The sequence below is a fragment of the Vibrio sp. LQ2 genome (genome assembly GCF_023920125.1).
GTDB lineage: Bacteria > Pseudomonadota > Gammaproteobacteria > Enterobacterales > Vibrionaceae > Vibrio > Vibrio fluvialis.
The window spans coordinates 2,965,563-2,984,590 of sequence record NZ_CP085308.1 but is presented as its reverse complement, the minus strand read 5'-3'; the positions used below and the strand labels follow the sequence as shown (position 1 = coordinate 2,984,590).

Annotated in this window: 18 protein-coding genes; 10 read left to right on the top strand and 8 right to left on the bottom strand. The window is 49.7% G+C overall.

Annotated features, from left to right (window positions below; genetic code table 11):
- Positions 1 to 21: 21 nt before the first annotated feature.
- Together LGV68_RS13975 and LGV68_RS13970 are read right to left on the bottom strand one after the other, a co-directional pair.
- The gene (locus tag LGV68_RS13975; protein WP_100268200.1) at positions 22 to 801 is read right to left on the bottom strand and encodes a nitroreductase family protein; all 780 of its coding nucleotides are present in this window, start codon (positions 799 to 801) and stop codon (positions 22 to 24) included.
- Between the two features lie 88 nt (positions 802 to 889).
- Positions 890 to 1,777 (bottom strand): LysR substrate-binding domain-containing protein, encoded by an 888-nt coding sequence (locus LGV68_RS13970; protein WP_024375024.1) that lies wholly within the window; start codon positions 1,775 to 1,777, stop codon positions 890 to 892.
- A gap of 183 nt (positions 1,778 to 1,960) precedes the next feature.
- On the opposite strand from LGV68_RS13970, the gene hisC reads away from it, so the two are divergent.
- The 4 genes from hisC to LGV68_RS13950 all read left to right on the top strand — a co-directional run bounded on the left by hisC (position 1,961) and on the right by LGV68_RS13950 (position 5,894).
- A complete protein-coding gene (gene hisC / locus LGV68_RS13965; RefSeq protein WP_252535486.1) occupies positions 1,961 to 3,034 on the top strand; it encodes a histidinol-phosphate transaminase in 1,074 nt (357 codons plus the stop codon).
- Between the two features lie 23 nt (positions 3,035 to 3,057).
- A complete protein-coding gene (locus tag LGV68_RS13960) occupies positions 3,058 to 3,831 on the top strand; it encodes an ABC transporter substrate-binding protein (RefSeq protein WP_024375022.1) in 774 nt (257 codons plus the stop codon).
- A 509-nt stretch (positions 3,832 to 4,340) separates the two neighbouring features.
- On the top strand, positions 4,341 to 5,237 hold the full coding sequence (locus LGV68_RS13955) for a DMT family transporter (protein WP_024375499.1): 897 nt from the start codon (positions 4,341 to 4,343) through the stop codon (positions 5,235 to 5,237).
- A gap of 42 nt (positions 5,238 to 5,279) precedes the next feature.
- Complete coding sequence (locus LGV68_RS13950; RefSeq protein WP_202660168.1) at positions 5,280 to 5,894, top strand: glutaredoxin; 615 nt, start codon at positions 5,280 to 5,282, stop codon at positions 5,892 to 5,894.
- A gap of 66 nt (positions 5,895 to 5,960) precedes the next feature.
- Here the strand turns inward: LGV68_RS13950 and LGV68_RS21465 are convergent, their stop codons facing one another.
- The 3 genes from LGV68_RS21465 to LGV68_RS13940 all read right to left on the bottom strand — a co-directional run bounded on the left by LGV68_RS21465 (position 5,961) and on the right by LGV68_RS13940 (position 7,851).
- On the bottom strand, positions 5,961 to 6,095 hold the full coding sequence (locus tag LGV68_RS21465; protein ID WP_260678492.1) for a hypothetical protein: 135 nt from the start codon (positions 6,093 to 6,095) through the stop codon (positions 5,961 to 5,963).
- 109 nt (positions 6,096 to 6,204) lie between these two features.
- The gene (locus tag LGV68_RS13945; RefSeq protein ID WP_020329660.1) at positions 6,205 to 6,555 is read right to left on the bottom strand and encodes a hypothetical protein; all 351 of its coding nucleotides are present in this window, start codon (positions 6,553 to 6,555) and stop codon (positions 6,205 to 6,207) included.
- 90 nt (positions 6,556 to 6,645) lie between these two features.
- Positions 6,646 to 7,851, bottom strand: coding sequence for a multidrug effflux MFS transporter (locus LGV68_RS13940; RefSeq protein WP_024375497.1), 1,206 nt, complete (start codon positions 7,849 to 7,851; stop codon positions 6,646 to 6,648).
- A gap of 87 nt (positions 7,852 to 7,938) precedes the next feature.
- Here LGV68_RS13940 and LGV68_RS13935 point away from each other — a divergent pair, with 87 nt between their 5' ends.
- Both LGV68_RS13935 and LGV68_RS13930 read left to right on the top strand, forming a co-directional pair.
- Positions 7,939 to 8,832, top strand: a complete 894-nt coding sequence (locus LGV68_RS13935) for a LysR family transcriptional regulator (RefSeq protein ID WP_020329658.1) — start codon at positions 7,939 to 7,941, stop codon at positions 8,830 to 8,832.
- A 212-nt stretch (positions 8,833 to 9,044) separates the two neighbouring features.
- Positions 9,045 to 10,877, top strand: coding sequence for an EAL domain-containing protein (locus LGV68_RS13930; RefSeq protein ID WP_024375496.1), 1,833 nt, complete (start codon positions 9,045 to 9,047; stop codon positions 10,875 to 10,877).
- A gap of 30 nt (positions 10,878 to 10,907) precedes the next feature.
- Here the strand turns inward: LGV68_RS13930 and LGV68_RS13925 are convergent, their stop codons facing one another.
- From LGV68_RS13925 to LGV68_RS13915, 3 genes are all read right to left on the bottom strand, one after another.
- Entirely contained in the window at positions 10,908 to 12,221 is a 1,314-nt protein-coding gene (locus tag LGV68_RS13925) for a peptidoglycan DD-metalloendopeptidase family protein (protein WP_024375495.1), read from the bottom strand.
- Positions 12,222 to 12,397: 176 nt separating this feature from the next.
- Positions 12,398 to 12,697, bottom strand: coding sequence for an isoamylase early set domain-containing protein (locus tag LGV68_RS13920; RefSeq protein ID WP_024375494.1), 300 nt, complete (start codon positions 12,695 to 12,697; stop codon positions 12,398 to 12,400).
- 151 nt (positions 12,698 to 12,848) lie between these two features.
- Entirely contained in the window at positions 12,849 to 13,475 is a 627-nt protein-coding gene (locus LGV68_RS13915) for a hypothetical protein (RefSeq protein WP_252535485.1), read from the bottom strand.
- A 319-nt stretch (positions 13,476 to 13,794) separates the two neighbouring features.
- Here LGV68_RS13915 and LGV68_RS13910 point away from each other — a divergent pair, with 319 nt between their 5' ends.
- The 4 genes from LGV68_RS13910 (at position 13,795) to LGV68_RS13895 (ending at position 18,978) form a co-directional block, all read left to right on the top strand.
- Positions 13,795 to 15,471 (top strand): SulP family inorganic anion transporter, encoded by a 1,677-nt coding sequence (locus LGV68_RS13910; RefSeq protein WP_158125993.1) that lies wholly within the window; start codon positions 13,795 to 13,797, stop codon positions 15,469 to 15,471.
- A 377-nt stretch (positions 15,472 to 15,848) separates the two neighbouring features.
- Positions 15,849 to 17,228, top strand: a complete 1,380-nt coding sequence (locus LGV68_RS13905; protein ID WP_158129531.1) for a YjiH family protein — start codon at positions 15,849 to 15,851, stop codon at positions 17,226 to 17,228.
- A gap of 188 nt (positions 17,229 to 17,416) precedes the next feature.
- Positions 17,417 to 17,884, top strand: coding sequence for a hypothetical protein (locus LGV68_RS13900; protein WP_020329651.1), 468 nt, complete (start codon positions 17,417 to 17,419; stop codon positions 17,882 to 17,884).
- Positions 17,881 to 18,978, top strand: a complete 1,098-nt coding sequence (locus tag LGV68_RS13895; RefSeq protein ID WP_038156739.1) for a GGDEF domain-containing protein — start codon at positions 17,881 to 17,883, stop codon at positions 18,976 to 18,978. Before LGV68_RS13900 ends, LGV68_RS13895 begins: the two co-directional genes overlap by 4 nt.
- Positions 18,979 to 19,028: the final 50 nt, after the last annotated feature.

Sequence of the window (19,028 nt, the reverse complement as noted above, 5' to 3'; positions counted from 1 at the left end):
AGGTGTACGCCGCCGCTGGCACTATTCGTGATTCATAAAACCCTGTTGATGCAGATAGTTCAGTACGGTTTGCGAAAACTCTAAATGGGACTCACGGGTGTATTTCAGTTGAGTGTAAATCTGGGCCAGATTGTTCACATCCGACTGCTCAATCATGGCGCGCAGTTCAGGATAGGACATATAGCGCGCCCACCCGGCCTGCTCGCGTTCGCGGTAGATGGCTTCAATCTCTTCGTCACTGTGATCGTGATACACCTCATGATGCACCAAACCACTGAGCGGCAAGCGATCACGCACGTCCGGTTGCTCTGCCGGATAACCCAGTGAGTAACCGACCACAGGTACCACACCTTGCGGCAATTTGAGAATTTCGCCAATTTTATCGCAATTGGCCAGCGTCGAACCCATATAACACAGCCCCAACCCTTTCGCTTCTGCGGCCAGTGCGACGTTTTGCGACACCAGCGTCGCATCAATCGCTCCAATCATAAAACTCATGAAGTTGTCGAAATTCAGCGGTGCATCACTCAGTTCGAGCCATTTGCGCATGCGGCGAAAGTCCGCGCAGAAGGTCAGCAATACTGGCGCGTCCACCACCATGTTCTGTTCCATGTGCGGAGTATACAAGGCGTCGCGCAGCGCTTTATCCTGAGTAACGATGATGGAATAAGACTGCATGTTGCCAGAAGAAGACGCGCGAATACCGGCTTGAAGAATCTCCTCCAGCAGCTCTGGAGCGATGGCATCCGGGTGATAACGGCGAATAGAACGGTGGGCATGCAGAGCCTGTAAAACATCCATGTGTAGTACCTTGATAATACAAACAATAAGCGGCCAGTATCCACCCCGGTTCGCACTGGCACAAGCTGCGTGCTCACAGTTCCATGAATTACAGGTTGGTTTGCGCTTTATAGCCGGAGACCAGCCAGTTCTGCAATCTGTCCAGCATCGGGTTATCGCTCTGTTTCGGGAACAGGAAATAGTAGCTGTGGCCGGAGAGCACCGTGTCGTCAAAAGGCATCATCAGCCGCTTCATCGCCAAGTCCTGCTCCGCCAGCGTGACGTCGCCGACAGCAATGCCAAAACCTTGCTGCGCCGCATTCATCGCCTGATCCAAGGTAGAAAAATGCTGATTGAGTTTGCTGGCCAGCCCGCGTTCACCGTGATGGGTCAGCCACAGCTTCCAGTCACTCTGCTCGGTATTGGCATGCAGCCAGGTAAATTGAGTGAGCTGTTTCACCGATAGTTCCCCGCCATAAGTCTGCAGCAGCTCAGGTCGGCAAATTGGCGTCAAGCGCTCTTCAAACAACAGATGGCTCATCACCGATGGCAGCTTAGGCGTTTTGCCATAACTGATCACCGCATCGAACAGGTCAAAGTTAGGGTCAGGATGGTGTTTGATGGTTGAGGTCAGTTCGACGTCGATATCCGGATGTGCATCCTGAAACGCCATCAGCCGCGGCAGCAACCAAGAGGTCACACAGCTCGGTGCGTTGAGTTTAATGGTCGACGGCGTGCTGGAAACATCATCGATGGCCATGCGCAGACGGCGCAGCACATCTTCGGCATGCGGCACAAACTTCACCCCTTGTTGAGTCAGCGACAATCCGCGCGCATGACGGAAAAACAACTTAACACCCAACAGATCTTCTAACGCCAGAATCTGGCGGCTGATCGCCCCCTGCGTCAGGTTCAGCGCGTCAGCGGCGCGGGTAAAATTGAGATGTTCTGCGGTGGCAAGAAACGCCTGCAGTGTTTTGGTCGATGGAAGATGCATAGTGGCCTACAAGCTATGAATTTTTATCATGGCTAGTATGTGTTTATTTCGATTCTTTTTACAAACTCTTTTTGTTTGAATAAATCCACTGCTGATGAAATTGAAAATAAACGCACACCAAGTGCAATTATCAGCATAAAAAATCATTTACTGCGACTAAATAACAGCAGAACGAGGTCACACATGTCTTCCATTGCATCGACACTGGCACCAGAGGCCATAAAAAAATTAATACCTTATCAATCTGCACGCCGTATCGGTGGTTCCGGTCGCGTGTGGCTTAACGCCAACGAACTCGAAAGCGCGATTCACTACGGAGCTCACGAGCAGAGTTACAACCGCTATCCGGATTTTCTGCCCCACGACGTCGCCAGTGCTTACCAACGTTATTGCCAGGTCGACACGCCCGTTATGGCCGTGCGCGGCGCGGATGAAGCGATTGATCTGCTGATCCGCACCTTCTGTCAGCCAGGCAAAGACAAAATCGTCGTCTGTTCACCAACCTATGCAATGTACGAATTCTGTGCAGACGCTCTGGCTATTGATACTTTGCATGTGCCGCTGCTGGGTGATGATTTTGCGCTCGATACTCAAGGGGTGATTGCCGCCGCCAAAGACGCCAATCTGGTCTTCCTCTGTTCACCGAACAACCCGACCGGTAACCCGCTGGCCAGCGAGGCGATCATCGAAGTGCTTGAAGGCACCCGCCATGACGCTTTAGTGGTGGTCGACGAAGCCTACATTGAATTTGAACTCAATCAGAGCGTGGCTTCACTGATTGCCACTTACCCGAATCTGGTTGTGATTCGTACCCTGTCCAAAGCCTTTGGTCTGGCGGCGGTGCGCTGCGGTTTTATCATCGCCGATGCCAGCGTGATGGAGTACGTCGCCAAACTGATCCCGCCTTATCCGATGCCGGACTCCAGCGCGACCATCGTGCTGCAAGCTTTGTCTGAACAAGGGTTGGAGAAGGTTCGCCGGGTGACTCAACAACTGATTGATACCCGCGAATGGTTTATCGGTGAACTTCACACTCTGGACTTCATCGCCAAGATTTACCCTTCCTCCACCAATTTCGTGTTACTGCGCTCGCGCACAGGTGAAGATCTGTTTGCGTATCTGCTTAAGCACGGTATTGTGACTCGTAATCAAAGTCATGATCCTGCGCTGAGAGACTGCGTGCGTATCACTATCGGTAGCCTAACGAGCATGCAAGAAGTGGTAGAAGTGCTCCGTCGTTACCCGTCGCAATCATAGATGTACAGAAAAGGAATTTGACCATGAAAAAATTTGCTGTTGGTATGGCGTGTGTCGCCACTCTGTTCTGCGCTGCGGTTTCTGCTAAAGAAGTCCGTCTGGCGTCCGACTTTACCTATCCACCGTTCAACTACAAAAACAGCGCTGGTGAACCGGTTGGCTTTGATATCGAAATCGCCGATGCGTTGTGTAAAGAAGCCAAACTCGATTGTACCTGGGTCGCTCAGAGCTGGGATGCACTGATCCCTAGCCTGTTGGCCCGTAAATCTGACGTGATCATGGCTTCAATGCGCATTACTGACGATCGTAAAAAGAAAGTGCTGTTCACCAACAAATACTACCAAACGCCAGCGCGTTTCGTGACCCGCAAGGACGCGACCTTCACGCTGGATAAAGCAGGCCTGACCGGCAAAGTGATTGGCGTGCAGCAAGGCACCATTCACGATCGCTACGTGACCGACAAATTTGGTTCAGTGGCTGAGATCAAACGCTATACCGGTCAAGATGAAGTGTACATCGACATGCAAAACGGTCGTCTGGACGCCACGTTTGGTAACGCGGATCAGCTCTCACTCGCTTTCCTGGATAAAGCCGATGGCCAAGACTTCGAATTCAAGGGGGAAGCGGTGACCGATAAAGCCTACATTGGTGAAGGCACTGCACTGGCACTGCGTAAACAGGATCAGGAACTGGCCGCCAAATTCAATCAGGCGATTGAAACCATTCGAGCCAATGGTACTTACGACAAAATCGCAGCGAAATATTTCAGCTTTGATATCTACGGTGAAAACCTGTAAGTCCGCATCCATGTCGCAGGGTGAAGGTCGGTTGAACCTTCACCCGAGCCGCATTGAGCTTAACTCCAAGTCTTAGCCACGCCATGCCGCGTGGCTTTTTTTATTTTATGCACCAGATCACAGCAGGCTGCCCCAAGTCGAAGCATCTTAAAGATAGAAAAATAATTGTGCGGAAACGGAGAGTAGATATAACTCATTGATTTTATTGAACTGAAAAAGTTGGCACGCTGCCTGCATTATATAAATTACAAATGCAGGCAGCGTTTGTGCTTCTTTTCAGTGATATGGCAGAAATCACTGGTCACTTCATGTTCTTTGACCTCCCTCTGGGAGGTCTTTTTTTTTGCGCCGTTGCAACAGCGTCTGGGCAAAGATACTAGTCGCTTTCTATTGCGCATGATTTGAGCATCGTCAATTTTTTCGAATTATCTCAACAAAGATGAGTCATTGGTTTCATAACCATTCGCGCGTATGATGCCGTCACTCTTTTCCCACATTTTGATAACTTTATGTCGAACCGTCATTCTCCTGCAAAGGGTGCATTCTGGATGCTGACCGCTGGCCTTGCGTTTGCGCTGGTCAACAGCGTGACACAAATTGCCAGTATTCATTTTGGCCTGGCCTCCACCACAGTCGCGTTTATTCAGTACGCGGTCGCTATCGTTGTGATTCTGCCTTATTTGCGCTCGCTCGGTATTCGCCGTTCACTGCGCACCGCCCATTTTAAATGGCACGTCCTGCGTGTCCTGCTGGCCGTGATTGGGATTCAGTTGTGGCTTTGGGCTCTCGCGTATCCTGTACCTATCTGGCAAGGTATCGCATTGCTGATGACATCTCCGCTGTTTGCGACACTCGGTTCCGGTCTGATTCTCAAAGAGCGGGTCGGAACGGCTCGCTGGTGTGCCACGCTGGCCGGATTCATCGGTGCGATGATCATTCTTGAACCGTGGGCTGACGATTTCAGTTGGGCGGCGCTATTACCCGTTGGAGCTGCGCTGTTCTGGGCCAGCTACTCGTTGATGGTCAAACACCTTTCGGCACAAGATTCACCGTCCACCATGGTGGTTTACCTGCTGCTACTGATCACGCCATTCAACCTGCTACTCGCCATTCCGGAATGGCAGACACCGCAAGGCACACAAATTTGGCTGCTACTGCTCGCTGCAGGTGTGATGACAGCGCTGGCGCAATGGGCCATTGTTAAAGCCTATTCACTAGCTGACGCTTCTTTTGTTCAGCCGTTCGACCACGCCAAACTGCCCTTGAACGTCTTGGCAGGTTGGATGGTGTTTGGCTGGGTTCCACCGGGGCGTTTGTGGCTGGGCGCAGCGATCATCATCGCATCGGTCGCGTTTATTACCCATTGGGAAACAAAAAAGACGGCGCGTGAAATAAAAGCGGCGTAAAACCTTTCCTATGCTGTAAGAAAGTGATTCCGAGGAACAATGATGGCAACGCCGATTAAAGTCACCCTATACCGCTGGGCCGGGCAGTTTGGACCGTTTAAGGTCAACATTCCCTGTGGCGAATGTACGCTCACCAAAGACATACTCAATGATACCTTCAGCAACGAACTGGCAGGTATTCCGATTGAGCTGGAAGTCAAAGATTGGCTGAGCCATTGGTGGGAGCCTTTACGTTTCGGAGCTTGGCACGCACCGATTGTTATCGTAGAGGGCAAAGTGGTCAGTCAGGGTGAAGCACTTAACCGTGGCATGCTTGTGCAGTCCGTGATTCAGGCATGGACCCCCAGAGACACGCTCATCGGCAATATTGTCTTTGGCAAAGCGAGTTGCCCCTACTGCACCAAGGCGAAAAACTTACTGCAGTCGGCGGGTATCGATTACGACTACCGGGATGTCATCAAAGACAGCGCAGCCCTGTATCGCATGATCCCAGAAGTGAAAGCCATCATCGGCGAGAAAACACCAGTAACCGTGCCGCAGATATGGCTGGATGGCCAATACATCGGGGGGTGTGATGCATTGGAGACCTGGTTGGCAGCCAACCCTCACAAGGCCAAGCAAGGCAATGTTGTCGAATTAACTGGCAAAGTTCTGTAATTTAGTTTCAGAAAAGCAAAAGGCCCCAAGAACATTCTTGAGGCCTTTTTAATTCTTTGAGGCGAATTACTTCGTCATTTTCTTCCACATGGTTTTGATGAAAGATTTTTTCTTAGGCTGGGCCTTGCCGTAAAACGTTTCATGCATCATCTGTTTCGCGATGATTTGACCGACGTACGCAGCACCTAAATCGTTACCCATGACTCTCTCCTACATTTGGTTGTTTTTTAACTACCTTTTGTAGTTAATATAGCACCAAAATCGGATATAACAAGACATGCGTCACATTTTTACGTAATTTATTTTCATGTTAACTACGTTTTGGCTGTTTGTAAGTTTTGCCTGCAGCCTGATAGGTGTCTTTCACTTTCACGTCGAACATCATATCGAAGAACCACGCGACAAATTTCACCACATCATCACCTTCGTTCATGATGTGCTCAACGTACTCTTGCTCAACACCCTGCTCGTCTTCTTGCACAGTGACATGATAAATACGCTGCTCCCCTTCCACATCGGCGAGAGCAAACTGTCCGGTCAGCGACTGAGCGGCTTCCGCGACATCAGCATCTTCACTGGCGCGCAGAATATCCAACGCTTGGGGTAGGCTCGCTTGCGCACACAGCTGTTTTACTAACGCTTCAAATTCGTTCTGTTGCATGATCATTCCTCTTAGTAGCAGCGGCGGATTATACCCACAACCTGCACCGACTGCACTAGCGTAACGTCATGATCATCAGTGCAGAAGGGGTCAGGTAGACGGCTGAGTTGAGGTTTCTGGTTGGGAAACCGACAGCATCAGTACGAATAGCATGCTGGAGCTGGTTGCCAGATAGAACCAGCCGAGCGACGACTGCTGCGTCACGCAGTGTTCAACCAAAAAGCCACCCAGCAGCCCGGCAATCAACATCTGAATGGAACCCGACAGCGCCGACACCGACCCGGCCTGAGTCTTATGCGGTGCCAGTAACAGCGTGGTAGAGAGCGGGAAGGAAATGCCTTGCGCGACCGTTAACCAGGTAAACGCCCACACCAAATTGAACACATTAAACGGCGTAATGAGCAGCCAGACGCCCGCAAAAATCATGATGCCGATCGCCGTACCTAGCAACTGACGGCTGGAAAAACGGCGATGAAAAATATTCACCAGTACGCTTCCCACCAGCAAACCTGCTGACGGAATAATCATAATGCTGCCGTATTCTGCGGCCGTCATGCCCAGCTGCTTTTGCAGCAGAAATGGCAACACAGACAACGTAACCAGACTGGAGAGATAGCTGATCCAGTTATAGCTCGCACTGCTCAGCACTTGCCAGTTGCGCAGCAGCGCCCAGTAATTCTTCGCCACTTTGGACGGTTCAAAGCGCTTTTTCGCATAGGGCAGGGTTTCCGGCAGAATAAAGTAACCCAGGGTAAAAATGGCACTGATGTACACCATGACAAAAATGAACACCGCCTGCCAGCTGAAATGATAGGTCATCCAGCCGCCCACAACCGGGGCAACGATCGGCATGATCGACGCGGTAATGGCGATGTATGACATCGCTTTGGTCAGATGGTGGCCATCGTAACTGTCTCGCAGCACACTGCGCCCCAACACGGACGCACTCCCCGCACCTAAGCCCTGAAGTAGGCGCCCCATTTCCAGCGAACTGAAGCTGTCGGAAAACGCAACGCATAATATGGTGCCCAGCAGGTAAATGCCCTGACCCAGAATAAAAGTCGGACGTCTCCCTACCGCATCAGACAATGCGCCGTAAAAGAGTTGTGAACCACCAAAACCCAGCAGGAATAAGGTGACCAGCATCTGGACACTGGCCTGATCAACCTGCAAATCCTGGCTGATCATGGGGAGCGACGGCAGATAAATGGCAACACCGACCTGGCCAGTGGCGATGATCATCATCGCTAACAGCATTGGCGTTTTTTTAAAGGAATCTTGTGCTTCTCTGTTCATACGCGCAGTGTATATTGGTAACCTACGCTTGATAATGTCGCTTTCAGGAAATGAATTAGTTCCAAAGTGGAACAAACAGGAGAAGGAATGGACTGGCTACAAAGTGCAAAAACATACATTCGAGTAGTCGAAGAAGGCAGCTTCAACGGCGCAGCACGAAAGCTCAATACCACGAGCTCGGCGGTCAGCAAGCGAATTCACTGGCTGGAAGAGCGCATCGGTGTACAGTTATTGAAACGCACAACTCGCTCCGTCACCCAAACAGAAGCGGGCGTTCTGTTTTATGAAAGAGCCAAAGCACAACTGGAAAGCTGGCAGTCCGTGGTCGACGAGACACGTTCACTTAACCAGAATCCGGCCGGGCTGCTTAAGATCGGTGCGACCCTTGCGGTAGGTTCGAAATTCCTGATGCAGTATGTCGATGAGTTTCTCCAGCGTTATCCGGACATTCGAATCCAGCTCACCACCACCACACCAGGCCAGTTGCCTGAACTGCATCTCGACCTGTTCATCAGCCGTGAAATCGACCAGCTCAATTCACTCAGTTTCAAAGCCACTCCGCTGTTTGTGCACAAAGCTGGCTTCTATGCCTCGCCACAATACCTGCAGCGCCACGGCACGCCGACCAGTTTGCACGATCTGACTCGCCACAATGTGTTGTGTTGGGGTGAGCAAACCAGCCGCGAGGTCAAAACCAACAACAATAAGCGCCTGACGCTGTCTGGTAACTTCGCCACTACGAACCCGGAAGCGCTGTTCTACGCCGGAAAATGCGGCATGGGAATCGTGGTGTCTAACCATGTGATGTTGAAAGAAGATCTCAGACAAGGAACTCTGGTGCGGATTCTGCCGGACGTCACTATCGATCAGGCGACGGTGTTTGCCTACTACCCGAAACTCGATTACCAGCACACGCGCACGCATCTGTTCCTGAATTTCCTCAAAGAGAAACTGGCTCAATCGCAGGATGGAGAGATGTAACCACGCTCATTTCACATGAGAATGAACAAAAAAGTACCAATGTTAACCTGCAAGTTAACCTCTTGATCAACATTATTTTTCTAGAATATACATCTAAAGTCGTACGCCATTCTGGTGGAAAAAAGTGTCAATCTCAACCATAGTGTCTAAGCGCATATCAAGAGATCAATAACTTAGTTCTCTACATTATTAAACAACGTGAGTACTGAATTATGACTACAACATCACTGGCTAGAGATGCAGTTAGTCTGGATACGATTTCTGAGCTGATATTGTTGGATGGTAAGGCTTTGTTAGACAGGGTAACGTATACCCTGCACACCCATTTGGGCTCATTTTGTACCTGTATCATCGAACTGGATAAGTCACACTACAAAGCTCACAGTATTTCGTACGCAGCTGAACAACAACTGGTTGACAATGTGTGCTATCAAATGAAGGGCACGCCTTGCGAGCAAGTGTCCAAATCAAAGCAGGAATACTGCCTGTTTCCTTCCCAAGTTAGCAAAACGTTCCCCTACGATGACTTTCTGCATGATCATGGCATCGAAGCCTATCTCGGTATCCCTCTGCGCAGTAAAAGCGGTGAAGTGCTAGGAATATTGATCTCCACCTTCACCACTCCGGTGCGTGATGAAAGTGTGGTGGTGGAATATCACCGCATTCTGGCGCGGATCATTGTTCACAGCCTGAGAAACAAATGGCTCTCCGAACGTTCAGAAAGCCTGGTCAATCAGCTCAGCTACGAGGTTTCCCACGATAACCTCACCAATCTGATGAACCGCAACTATCTGTCCGACAAGTTGGAACGTCTGGTAGAAACCAGTAGTGAACCGTTCACCCTAGCCTACCTCGATATCGATAACTTTAAATCAATCAATGATTTATATGGACACTACATTGGCGACCAGATCATCAAGTTTGTTGCCAATGCCATTTTGCAATGTGTACGCGATGAGAACCTGACCTTTCGTATCGCAGGTGACGAGTTTGCTTTCATTACGTTTTCCAACGACCCACTCAGCATCTGTCGCAGCATTCTCGACAAACTGGATCAGGGCTACTTTGACCCGTCACACCGCATCAAGGTCAGCCTGAGTATCGGTATTGCCAAGAAATCGCACGAACCCATTACGGCGGATCAGTTGATCCTCAATGCCAGTCTGGCGCTCAAAGATTGTAAGCAGAGCAACAACAGTCACATTCGTTGCTACGATACCCACCTGAGCAGCCAGTACCACCGCCGCACTCAGGTCATCAACGCACTACGCAGCGAGCTGGATAAGCTCTCGGTGGCTGATTCTGAAATCTATGTTGTGGTGCAGCCTATCGTGCGCCGCTGCCAGAAAGAGTGGAATTACTTTGAAGTGCTCTCGCGCTGGAATAGTGCGACCTTAGGTTTTGTCTCGCCGATGGAGTTTATCGAAGCGGCGGAGCAATCCGGTTTGATCATTGAACTGGGTGAAAAGATTGTTGAGTTGGCCTGCCAGGCAAAAGCGGAACTTGAACGCCAGTTTGGCTACAAAGTGAAGCTCGGTCTCAACTGCTCGGCACATGAACTGGCGAACTCTACCCGTTACCTCAACCACTTGATGGCAACCATCACACGCTACCATTTTGAACCGCGTGAATTCACCATTGAGCTGACCGAAACTGTGTTGCTGTCGCAGACCAATGAAGTGAAATACATCCTCGATAAACTGCGCGAACTGGGCTTTACGGTGGCACTGGATGACTTCGGTACCGGCTATTCGAGTCTGAACTACATTCACAGCTACCCGATCGATTGCATCAAGATAGACGCAACATTCATTCGTAACATGCTGTGTAATGAAACGGCTGAGCGTGTAGTGTGGTTGATTGTGCAATTGGCGAAGCAGCTCAATGTCGACCTGATTGCAGAAGGGGTGGAAGATCAGGAGGCGCTCAACAAACTGTATGTGATGGGGTGCGATCAAATTCAGGGCTACTATTTTGCCAAACCGGAAGTCCCGACCAAAATTGTTCAGCAATGGCGTTCACTGCAGAGCCCCAAACAGGCATAAAAAAGGCCCTGCTCAGCAGGGCCTTTTCGTTTAACTTTCCGGATTGTCAGGTGAGCTGTTTGAAGCCAGCAAACTCTCCTGATGGGCCAGCATTTTATCCAGTTCGTTGCGGCGAGAGACAAAACTGGCCATCTCTTTCTTCGGCACCGAATTGGCCATCGGAATGTTGGCTTTCATCGCATCGACCGGACGACCGCGCACAATCAACTCATAGTGAATATGCGGCCCGGTCACGCGACCTGTTGCGCCGGACAAACCGATGCGCTGACCACGTGATACTTTCTGACCTTTACGCACCAGAATCTTGCTCAGGTGCAGATAGCGAGTCATGTAAGTACTGCCATGCTGAATCACCACGTAATTCCCCGCATAAGGGTGGTTCCGGGTCATCACAACCACACCATCGCCCGTCGACACGACCGGAGTACCAATCGGCGCAGCAAAATCCGTCCCGTTGTGTGGCGCAATGCGTCCAGTCACAGGGTGATGACGGTTAGGGTCAAAGCCCGAAGACATACGCCACTTCTGCGTGGTTGGATAACGCTGGAAGGCACGTTGCAGGCTTTCACCATTTTTGTCGTAATACTGGCCATCTTTGTACAAGTAAGCCGTGACTTCATTGCTACGACTGAAAATCTTAATCGCCTGAATTTCACTGTTGCCGGTCATCTTTTCACCGACGAACTGACGCGACAGCACCACTTCAAAACGATCGCCGGCACGAATATCGCGCACGAAATTAATTTTATCTTTCAGCAGCGAAACGATCTGATCGATATCTGAGCTTCCTAACCCGAGTTGGTTCGCAGACTGAGAGAAACTGCCCTGAATCTCACCAATCAGCGGATACTCTTTCCACTTACCCGGGATTTTTACATCCTTGAACTCAAAACTGCCATCGTCAGTTCGAGCATACACCGCGCGTTCTACCAGGCTGAATTCCAACTCCATTTTGGCCAGAGAGTGTCCATCCTGACCTCGCCAAAAACGAAGAATGTTGCCCGGTTTTAGGGTATCTAACGCGAGATAGTTTAAATCGGTTTCCATTATCTTCATCAGCTCTTGGTAGCTAAAGCCCAACTGATTGAAGATTGTGCTCAGATTATCGCCAGATTTAATCTCATACTCATAATCCGGATACGAGCGTCGTGGTTCGGCCGTTTCCGACAGAATCGACTCCACGATTTGCGATTCAGGAATCGACAATTCGATTTTTCGTGGGTAAGACGGATTGCTGATTGAGGATGAGATAGCTGCCACTACCAGTAGGGATACACCTACAACTGAGACTTTCTTACGTTTTGAAAGCTCAGAAAATCGCAAATATAGAGACTTGGGTAGCACAATCTAACCTGTGGATAATGTTAAAAGAGCCCAAAGAGTAAGACTTTCTTACCAAATTGTCACCTGTGAAGTGTCAAAGAACCATTAAAAAAGGCACCAAAGTGCCTTTGTTTTTATCAGATTTGCTGCATAAGCAAGCACTTATATGGAGATTTAGTGCTTTTCCATGCTTACGCTCACTGATAGGTCTTAACCAGACAATTGTCTTCACCAAACCCATTGGGAATGTACTGATCAGCGTGGGCATCATTGACCCATTGCTCAGCATCCAGCAAATAGCGGAACTGGAATTCACCATCTTTTGGCAGGCGGGTTTTGAATTTGAAGGTGCCGGATTTGGCGACTTTCGTCATGGCTTCCGGTTGCCAATCTAAAAAATCGGCGACAATTTCAACCTTGGATGCCTCTTGGGGCGCCTCCAGTTCAAATGTCACTTCTACTTCATCTTTAGTTTTAAAGAAACGCTTATTAATCATGGTAAAACTCCGTTTTCGTATGAATCATTCAGCTCGGCAGATTATAGAAAACCTGGTGCACATGCTCAATAAAGAACCACATTCTGATTAACAGCGTGTCAATGACAAACAGCCATCCCGACGCGTCCAAGCCGCTCCAGCAAGTGCAAAATTATTGTCGAATTAACTGATATTTCTGCGATATCAAAAACATTATAGACACAAATTTTGTGGGTGGATTTGCAAACGCCTCATTCTCGCCGCGTGTGAGCAGAGAAACGTTAAGCTGAGCGTTGTTTTGCGTAACGGATTGTATCTCCACGCGATCTCCCAACCACTGGCTGTCGACCATCACCATACGCAAGCGCAGTTCATCATACTGGAACAGCCCCAGATAGTTCATGACACCGGAACCCTGATTCGATACGCGAATGATGCCAGCGTAGCCATAACGCTTCTCCTGCCCTTTCAGCGCCAACAAAGAGTGAGTGTCCAGCAGCACTTGTCCGCGCTCGCTGCCGGAATCGTAGTTCCCCATCACCCAGCGGTGTTGATCGTCCCAGCGGTCGATCAGCGCAAAACTGGCGGCTTCTGGCACCGGGATGGTCAGCGGAGTCGTCACTCTTAACCCAAACAGCTGCTCAACAATCGCATCGGCTTGCGCTGACTGAACCGGAAACTTCGCCAGGATCTCTTCATCTGACAGCGAGAAACGGTATACCCCGGCAGCAATCACCAGTACCAGCAACACGATCGGAGTGAGTAAAACCAGAGGAATGGGTAGCCAGCGTTTTTTCATGTTCTTTCCGTTACAACAACTCTAAATGGCCCGCACTATACCCGAATCCGAACCAGATGCAGCCTCAGGTTTGGCAGAATGTGTACCACCCCAGATTTTTCCGCACCAGATTCTGATAAACAAATCATAACAAGAGTAACGTATCGGTTATCGATTCGATGAAACCAGGTTAATCAACTGATATTTAAGATAATTACCCTTGATGAATTGCCATGTTTCAGTCACCAGATTAGTGATATGGCTCCCACTTTACAGGGACAAAAATGAGCGTAGAATCCACCACGTTTTCATTTCCCTATTTTTAATAAGGTGATCGTTTATGTTTGCCATCTATGAATCCTATAAGGCGGGCTTACTTAAGCCCAAACAGTGGGTCACAAACATCAGTGCTGGATTGATAGTTGGGGTGGTTGCGCTACCGCTGGCGATGGCATTTGCTATTGCATCGGGCGTTAAACCAGAGCAGGGAATCTACACCGCCATTATCGCCGGTATCATTGTGTCGCTGTTTGGCGGCTCCCGCGTTCAGATTGCCGGCCCGACCGGCGCCTTCATTGTCATTCTGGCAGGTATCGTCGCGCAATATGGTGTCGCCGGGCTGCAAATCGCGACCATGATGGCCGGGGTCATTCTGCTGATCCTCGGTGTTGCCAAACTGGGCAGCATCATCCGCTACATTCCTGATCCGGTGATTGTCGGCTTTACCAGTGGTATCGGCGTGATCATTTGGGTCGGCCAGTGGCAGGAGTTTTTTGGTCTGCCGGCCATTCACGGTGAACATTTTCACCAGAAGCTTATCGCCATTTTCCATGCTTTTCCGCAGTTTGATCTCACCACCACTCTGCTGGCGCTGTTTTCACTGGCCTTAGTGATTGGCGGGCCGAAAATTCCCAAACTGAATAAAATTCCCGGGCCGCTGCTCGCGCTGGTCGTCGTAACTTCGCTGCAATTTATTATTGGTTTTGACGGTGTTCGCACCATCGGTTCTGCCTTTGGCGGGATTCCACAGGGTTTACCAGAGCTGTCGATTCCTGAGGTGACTTTCTCACAGATGATTCAGTTGATTGGCCCTGCCTTCGCGATTGCCATGTTGGGCGCGATTGAATCCCTGCTGTCTGCCGTCGTCGCCGATGGTATGGCGGGTACCAAACACAATTCCAATCAAGAGCTGGTTGGTCAGGGCCTGGCCAACATCGTCGCGCCACTGTTTGGTGGCATCGCCGCTACGGGCGCCATTGCTCGCACCGCCACCAACATTCGTAACGGCGGTACCAGCCCGATTGCCGGTATCGTGCATGCGGCGACGCTCATCATCATTCTACTGGCATTAGCGCCACTGGCCGTCAACATTCCGCTAGCGACCCTGAGCGCTATCTTGTTCGTGGTGGCGTGGAACATGAGTGAAGCGCCCCACTTTATTAAGCTGGTAAAACGCGCACCAAAAGCTGACGTCGTGATCCTGCTGCTCACCTTTGGTTTGACCGTATTTGCTGACCTTGTGGTAGCGGTCAATATCGGGGTCATCATCGCCACACTGCACTTTGTAAAACGCATGGCATCGAGTGTCGAAGTAAAAGCCAACACCTCACACGAGCTTGGTCGTGAGCTGCAAAGCCACAATATTTCACAGTTACCCCGTGAAATTGCCGTTTATGCGCTGGAAGGCCCTTTCTTCTTTGCGGCCGCAGAAACCTTTGAACGCGTGATGAGCAGTATTCAGGAAACACCTGAAATCCTGATCATCCGTTTGAAATGGGTACCATTTATGGATATCACTGGCCTGCAAGCTCTGGAAGAGATCATCGAAAGCTTCCATAAGAAGAATGTTAAAGTGCTGATTTCCGGTGCAAATCCTCGTGTTACCCAGAAACTGCGCCGAGCAGGCATTGTGCAGCTGGTCGGTGAATACCATTTCTACGAAGAGTTTGATGCTGCATTAAGTGACAGCCTGGCCGAGGTAGAGAGCCGCCACGCGGCAGCGCCCCAGACCTCATAACTTTTCACTAAATATCCATAGATAATCGCAGCCCTTAAGTTCACAACTTAAGGGCTTTTTTCTGTCCTTCTTGTCGATAAATCGACCTCTCCTGTCCCCTTGCTTCATAAAACCCTTTAAGTCTGTGCCCAGGATCACACAAAATACACAAAGCGTTTTAAACAAATAATTAACCAGTGTAACAATGGCAAAACAAATCACTATGATTTGCACATCTCGCAGTGCAATGGAATGAATATTTAGCCCTTTTTAATGAATAGTATTGCAGACGCATTAAAAAATGGATATTCTTGCACGTATGAGTAAATACGGATGTTTAGTGAATTAATATGCCAGGGATTTGGATTTAATTGACTAGTGGTAACACGAGAGAAGTAATGCAAGATAACGCTCAAACCTTAGAATCACCGGTAGAGACCCGCTCTTCCGGCAACCTTTGGATGTTCCTGATCCCTTCACTGATCGGGGTATTCCTGTTTATGGCACCGATCAGTTACGACGGTTCGCTGACTATTCCAGTCGCCATTCTGGCTAAATCCATTCAGGCTCTGTTTGGTGACAGTCTGGTTGCTATCGTTACAACCATCATCGCTTTTATGTCGGTTGCCTCCGTTTTGACTAAAGTTTTCAAACCGGCATTCATTACCCAAAGCGCGTTCCTGAACAGTCTGTTCAACCCAAGCTGGGTTTGGCTGTGTGTACGTGTGATCGGTGGTGCAGCAGTGATCATGACTTTCTTCCAAATCGGCCCTAAAGCGATTTGGGAAGAAAACACGGGTGGTCTGGTCCTGGAAGGCCTGCTACCAACCCTGTTCTCTGTTTTCATTTTTGCTGGTCTGCTGCTGCCACTGCTGCTGAACTTCGGTCTGCTGGAGCTGATGGGTGCGCTGCTGAGCAAAGTGATGCGTCCGCTGTTTAACCTGCCGGGCCGCAGCGCAATCGACTGTGTGGCATCATGGCTCGGTGATGGCAGCGTGGGTATCCTGTTGACCAGTAAACAGTACGAAGAAAAATTTTACACGCAACGTGAAGCGGCTGTCGTGGGAACCACGTTCTCTGCTGTATCTATCACGTTCAGCTTGGTTGTTATTGCTCAGGTTGAGCTGGAACACCTGTTCCTGCCGTTCTACGCAGCCATCTGTCTGGCAGGCTTTGTTGCAGCGATCATCATTCCTCGCCTGCCACCACTGAGCCTGAAAAAAGACACCTACATCGACGGTAGCAAACCAAACCCAGATCAAGATGCGGTACCAGAAGGTCACACCTCATTCTCTTGGGGTATGGAACTGGCGCTAAACAAGGCGAGCAAAGTAAACTGCCTGAAAGCGGTATTCGGTGAAGGCGTACGTAATGCGGTAGACATGGTGTTCGGCGTGCTGCCTGTGGTTATGGGCCTGGGTACCGTGGCGCTGGTTATCGCGGAATACACTCCAGTATTCTCTGTATTGGGTCAGCCGTTCGTTCCTTACCTGGAACTGTTGGGCGTACCAGAAGCAGTGCAAGCGTCACAAACTATGGTTGTCGGCTTTGCGGATATGTTTATTCCAGCCATTCTGGCAGCATCTATCGACAACGAAATGACACGCTTTGTTATCGCTGCGATGTCTGTTACTCAGCTGATTTACATGTCTGAAGTGGGTGCACTGATGCTGGGTAGCCGTATTCCGGTTAACATTCTGGAACTGTTCATCATTTTCATTCTGCGTACTCTGATCACACTGCCTGTGATTGTGGGTGTTGCGCACCTGATTTTCTAAATCAGTTATTACCGCTATCAATGAAAGGCTCCTGACTGGGAGCCTTTTTTATATCTAAGTCATCCTAACCAGCCACTTAAACTAATCATTTAATCAATAATTCGTTTCATTGCTCAAACTCTCGCCTTATACTGCACAAAGAAACACAACAATAATGAATAATTCATCACCTGCAGAGGAACATCCTTATGGTGAGACGCTTGTCTATTATCTGGTTGCTGCTGTTTAGCCTGCACGCCGTTGCTGCAGATTTGACCATAAAAGTAGGGGAACAAGCATCACAGACGCTGAGCCTTGATCAGTTGCAAACTGTGCTGCCGGTAAACGCGTTTACCACTAAGCTGCCCTGGCTGCCCGAACCCCACACCTACACCGGGTTTACCATCACTGATTTACTCGATTACCTCAAGATTAGTCACGCCACGTCCGTCTCTTTGATTGCGTTGAATGATTATGTTGCCAAGATTGAGATGGCAGACTTGCGCCAATATCAGCCCATCGTGGCGTATTTTATGGATGGTAAGCCCATGCGAGTGCGTGATAAAGGCCCCTTCTGGCTGGTGTATGACCTGACCACGCACCCTGAAATTGATGAACCTATGCACTACACATTAATGGTCTGGCAGATTAAAGAGATACAGATTCACACGCGATGATTAAGCCGATACAAAACAAGATGCTCCATCCCCTGGTGCATCGTGCCAAGACATTACTGATCCTCGTGTCTGCTGTGCTCGTGGTGGCCAACCTCTACACGCTCAACAGCACGCGCGAGTTGGCGCGCTCCTATACTGACCGTCAGAATCAGGCCACGTGGTTTCTGTTTCAGCTGACCAAAGAGTTCACGGAAATGATGGCCGAGACGCCTTACGCACTCAACTCCAAGAAGAAAATGGAGCATGTGTGGCTCAAATACGAGCTGACCTGGAGCCGCTTTGATGTGATTCTGAATAGCCGTGAAGCCGAGGGCTTTATGGGGCTGGAAGGGACTTATCCGTTTTTTAAAAGTGCATTTGAAGACTTCAAACTGCTCGAACCATTGCTGATGGCGGCTCACGACAAGCCATCCATGGAACGTTTTCTGAATAAGTCGCAGGATCTCTATCAGCGCATCATCAGCTACATCAACGAAAACTTTAAGATTCAGAGCCCGATTTATCTACACCAGAAGCAGCAGGCATACACCCTGACGCAAATTCAGTTTGTGCTGATGTTTGTGCTGTTTTCGTGCATAGGCTTGGTGAGTTACATACTGCACGCCGAAGCGCGTTTTCATAAACTGCTGGCGCTGACTGATCCATTAACCGGACTTTCTAACCGTCTGGCGATGTTTGATGCTCTTAAGCGCTATACCGCGCAACAGTCGTTCTCGTTGTTGCTACTTGACCTGAACGGCTTCAAAGCCATCAACGACACACTTGGCCATCAGGCAGGGGATTCCGTGTTACGTCAGGTCGCGCATCGTTTGGCGCATATTCCGACGTTCGATTACTGGGTATTTCGTATGGGCGGTGACGAGTTTGCCATCATTCTCGACAGCGTCGACCCCGATGATCTGGCGGGAATCCAGACGCTGATTGCAGAGTGTTTTGAAGCAGCTTTTGTGCTGCCGAGTAACGCTCCCTATCCGCTCAGCACCAGTATCGGCGTCAGCCGCTACCCTTACGACGCCATCGACATTAACCAACTGGTGCACATCGCCGACAAGAACATGTACCAGATGAAGTTCCAACAAAAAAGCCCCTCATAGAGAGGGGCAAAGTTACCATCGCTTTATAGTTATAATGAGGTCCTTCTCGC